Origin of the sequence: Streptomyces sp. GbtcB6 (assembly GCF_019091475.1) — a bacterium.
Classification (GTDB): Bacteria; Actinomycetota; Actinomycetes; order Streptomycetales; family Streptomycetaceae; genus Streptomyces; species Streptomyces hyaluromycini.
This window is the reverse complement of sequence record NZ_JAGXJL010000116.1, coordinates 6,539-8,982: the sequence shown is the minus strand read 5'-3', so window position 1 is coordinate 8,982 and position 2,444 is coordinate 6,539. Positions and strand designations below refer to the sequence as shown.

2 protein-coding genes and 1 pseudogene are annotated in these 2,444 nt (G+C 71.0%); 1 reads left to right on the top strand and 2 read right to left on the bottom strand.

The genetic code is table 11. The annotated features are described in order from the left end of the window. Together KVT45_RS54060 and KVT45_RS54055 are read right to left on the bottom strand one after the other, a co-directional pair. Positions 1-220: pseudogene (locus KVT45_RS54060) on the bottom strand (phenazine antibiotic biosynthesis protein); the annotation flags it as partial. Positions 221-271: 51 nt separating this feature from the next. After that, the gene (locus KVT45_RS54055; protein WP_217562339.1) at positions 272-997 is read right to left on the bottom strand and encodes a DsbA family protein; all 726 of its coding nucleotides are present in this window, start codon (positions 995-997) and stop codon (positions 272-274) included. Positions 998-1,678: 681 nt separating this feature from the next. On the opposite strand from KVT45_RS54055, the gene KVT45_RS57480 reads away from it, so the two are divergent. Next, on the top strand, positions 1,679-2,444 hold a 766-nt coding region (locus KVT45_RS57480), incomplete at its 3' end, for a 3-deoxy-7-phosphoheptulonate synthase (protein ID WP_254648714.1).

Genomic DNA, 2,444 nt, shown 5'->3' with positions numbered 1-2,444 from the left:
GCACGTTCCGCAGCTCGTTGGCGAAGTTCGGGAAGAGCTTCAGGTCGTCGAAGGTGCGGATGGCGTCAAGCGGGTCGAAGTCCAGACGGCCGACTCGATCGAGCCAGAACGGCGCCCCGGTCTCCTTGGAGAAGTGCCAGCGGATCGCCGCGCGCAGGAATGCGTCGGGGTCGGGCACGGTGCCGTAGGGCAGTTCGAGCAGGGGGTCTGCAACAGGCATCGGAGAGCTTCCTTTCGGCCGGGTCCGGCAGGGGCAGGTCGTGGCTCCGGGTCAGTCGACCTGTGGTGCCTTGGCGAGTCGGTCCAGCAGTTCGTCGGCCCAATCACGCGCGTAGGAGCGGAAGCGGGGGAATCCGCCGTCATACGGATCGCCGGTCCACACGAAGTCGGCGCCGGGGTTGTGCACGTCGACGCCGGAGGCGGTGAACAGGTGCGGGCTGCCCTGCACCCGGGGGCCGCGCGCCACGGCGAAGTCACGGTGGATCGCCGCACGGGCCGTGCCCCGCGCCAGGGCGTCGGCCAGCGCCGCCTCGTCCACGAGCGGGCACGCGGCGGCCACGGCGAGGATCTCGGAGGTGACGCTGATGCAACGGCCCTGCGTGAAGAAGGCGTGCCGCAGGGCGGTGTCCAGCTGGTCGCTCGCCGGCAGCCCGCCTGCCGCCGGCGCTTTCGCGGCCTGTACCGCTTCCAGCGCCGGCAGCGTCGTGACCGGATAGCGCCAGTCCGGTCCGGGCCACAGTCGCCAGCCGAGGGTCGGCACCAGTGCGGCGATCGCCACCGTCTCGGCGTCGATGATCGGTTTCGGGGTGGGCTCGGAGTTGAACAGCTCCAGGGGGAAGGCCCTGTGGTCGACCAGCAGTTCCCGGCCACGGTCGGCGGCGGCGGTGTGCAGGGTGGCCAGGGCCAGGGTTGCCCACGGGCAGCCGATGTCCGACCACACGGTCACGACCGCCTCGTCGGTCGCGTGGAGAGGAACGGTGTCGGCCTGGGTGGTCATGGCGGGATCGCTCCTGCTGGTCGGCGCTCGGGGCGGGGAGGGGGAACGGCCTGCATTCTGGGCACAGGGGCGGTCGCCCCCGCAGGGCGAGCCGCAGACTCTGTCACCCGTCGCAGACTTCGTCACAAGGACGCGGGCTACCTGACGGAGTCGGCCACCGCGGGTCGACGTCCGGGCGGCCCTGACGGATCATGACGCCCATCGCGCGCAGGGTCTTTCCCGAGACATGCCGGCCGGCTCGGCCACCTTGCGCGGGCGCACCTCGGCATCGGCCTTCTTCGCCGCGTCAGCCGCGGCATTTCAGGTTTCCCTTCCGCATGGCTGGTGTCCCGTGGCCGATATCGCGGCAAAGGGCGGCAGCGGAGCTTTCCGCGACGGCAGAAGAGCGGCGATCACGGACGCATTGATTCGTCAGTCGTCCAGGAATCGCGAATTCCGGGACGTTCTCGCAAAGTGACGGACTACGAGCCATTGCGACGGACTACGCGTCATCGCATTGCGGCCGTGGACGCCTGCCTCAACAGTGGTGCCTGCCCCGCCGAGCCCCGATGTGAGCCCACTGGACGACGGCGTCACCGGGCCGGCACCTTGCCGGCGCGCACGAATGCCCGTGCCGCTTCGCACATGGCCAAGCCCGCCACCAGCCGGAGTGACTCCGGCATGGCCCGCCGAGGGAATCCGATGACCGACATTGAGTCCTACGTTCGCTCCCTGCCCGCTCTCCAACAGCCCGACTGGGCCGATCACCCACGGCTCGACAGGGTCCGCGCCCATCTGCGGCGCATGCCTGCCCTCGTGGACATCGAGGCCGTACACCGCCTCAGGTCCCTGCTGAGCGAGGCCGCGGCCGGCCATGTGCAGATCCTCCAGGCCGGCGACTGCGCCGAGGACCCGGCCGAGGCCACCCCTGAGGACGTCACCCGCAAGACGGCGCTGCTCGACGTGCTCGCCGGGACGATGAAGCTCGCGTCCGGGAAGCCGGTGCTGCGGGTGGGCCGACTCGCCGGGCAGTTCGGCAAGCCCCGCTCGAAGCCGACCGAGACCGTGCACGGCATCGAACTGCCCGTCTACCGGGGCCACATGGTCAACCGGCCGGAGCCCGACGCCGAGCTGCGCCGCCCCGACCCCGACCATCTGCTCTCCGGATACCGGGCCGCCAGCGACACCATGCTCTACCTGGGCTGGCGCGGCACCGCCGAGCGCCGCTCGGAGTTCGGCGTGCCGGTGTGGACCAGCCATGAGGCGCTGCTGCTCGACTACGAACTGTCCATGCTGCGCCGGGAACCCGGCGGCGCGCTGCTGACCTCCACCCACTGGCCGTGGGTGGGTGAGCGCACCCGGCAGTCGGACGGCGCCCATGTCGCGCTGCTCGCCGCCGTGTCCAATCCGGTCGCCGTCAAGGTCGGGCCCGGCATGACGGCCGAGGAACTGCTCGGGCTGTGCGAGC

Bases quoted from the DNA above. Each gene is read 5' to 3' on its own strand.
- KVT45_RS54055 (WP_217562339.1), bottom strand. From the start codon at position 997: ATGACCACCCAGGCCGACACCGTTCCTCTCCACGCGACCGACGAGGCG.